This window comes from Bartonella koehlerae C-29 (assembly GCF_000706625.1).
Lineage (GTDB): Bacteria > Pseudomonadota > Alphaproteobacteria > Rhizobiales > Rhizobiaceae > Bartonella > Bartonella koehlerae.
In genome coordinates this window covers 514,465-515,806 of record NZ_KL407334.1, presented here as the reverse complement: position 1 = coordinate 515,806, position 1,342 = coordinate 514,465, and the positions used below count along the sequence as shown (strand labels likewise).

1 pseudogene is annotated in these 1,342 nt (G+C 39.4%); it reads right to left on the bottom strand.

From position 1 onward, the window contains the following. Window positions 1-1,119 (bottom strand): annotated as a pseudogene (locus O9A_RS02175) (hypothetical protein); the annotation flags it as partial. Between the last annotated feature and the right edge of the window lie 223 nt (window positions 1,120-1,342).

Sequence of the window (1,342 nt, the reverse complement as noted above, 5' to 3'; positions counted from 1 at the left end):
ACCACCTGTTTCTTTACCAATAGTGATCGGATCTGCTTCTTTAGCTTGTTTCACAATGCTACTGGCTACTAATTGTTCTTTAATCTCTTTCTCAACGTTCTGCAGTTGTGAAAAATTAACCGCATCGTTCGCATCACTTCCATTTGTCACTCCTGTTATCTTTTTATTTCCAGCAAAAATCCCAGTCGTTATTATTTGCGGACCATTAGAAATGATGAGACCCTTCGCATCTAAAATATGCCCTCCTACTTTTACACTATCCAGCGTAATATCCTTCGCTAAATCAAATTTTACATTATTATCTTGTTTGCCTTTGCTAATCCTGAAGTTACTACTTCCAGAAGAAAAATTCATCCCACTTCTGGCATTAACAACTGTGGCATCTTTACCATCAACCGTCAACTGCCAATGCGTAGTTTGTTCTAATGCTTTAAGTTGTGCAACATTCACTGCATCCGTATCAGCTAAACCTGCCGATACTCCTATAATTTGTCGTAATTTTTTATCGCTCGGATCACCAATACTAACTGCACTTAACGTACTTCTCCAACCCGCTTCTCTTATTAAATCTTCATACGATAACGAAGAATTTAGGGGGACATAACCAAAAATACCACTTTCAACATCAGATACGGATTCTGATCCGAGAGCTACTCCACCTTCTACCTGCGCTTTCGAAGCATATCCCAATGCAAGAGCATATTCACCCAATGCATATGCATTATGACCCAAAGCTGTCGCACTATACGTCAAAGCTTTAGCAGAAAAGCCTACTGCTGTTGAATAATTACCTATCGAATTTACTTTAGTACCTATAGCTATCGCTTGATTACCAGAAGCAAACGTTATATCGTCTTTTCCACTAGAACCGTTTAAAGAAGAACCGATCGTGATACTATTCATTCCTTCGGCTCGAGACATAAAACCTAAAGCAATACTATATTTACTTTCTGAATCCGCCCTAAAACCTAGAGCTATACCTCCATCCTCATTAACCTTTGAAAAACGACCTATGGCAATCGCGTCATTTCTTAGTGTCTCTACATTAGCACCAATAGCAACTGTTCCACCTCTATGAATGTGCGAATCAGCACCGATGACAACAGATGACGCTAACACTGAATCTAGATCGCCATGATCTAGATGCGCATTCACACGAGTACCAATAACAACACTGCTCGTGGTTTTCACGTTACTGTCAGTACCAAAAATGACATTTGATGAATCTTGGATATTCCGAGTAGATCGTTGCATTGTAACGCTATTATCCAGAAACGACTGTGGACTAGAGAGGGATCTCTTACTTCGTTTTTTTCCTTTTGTTGATCTCTCTTGTGATAAA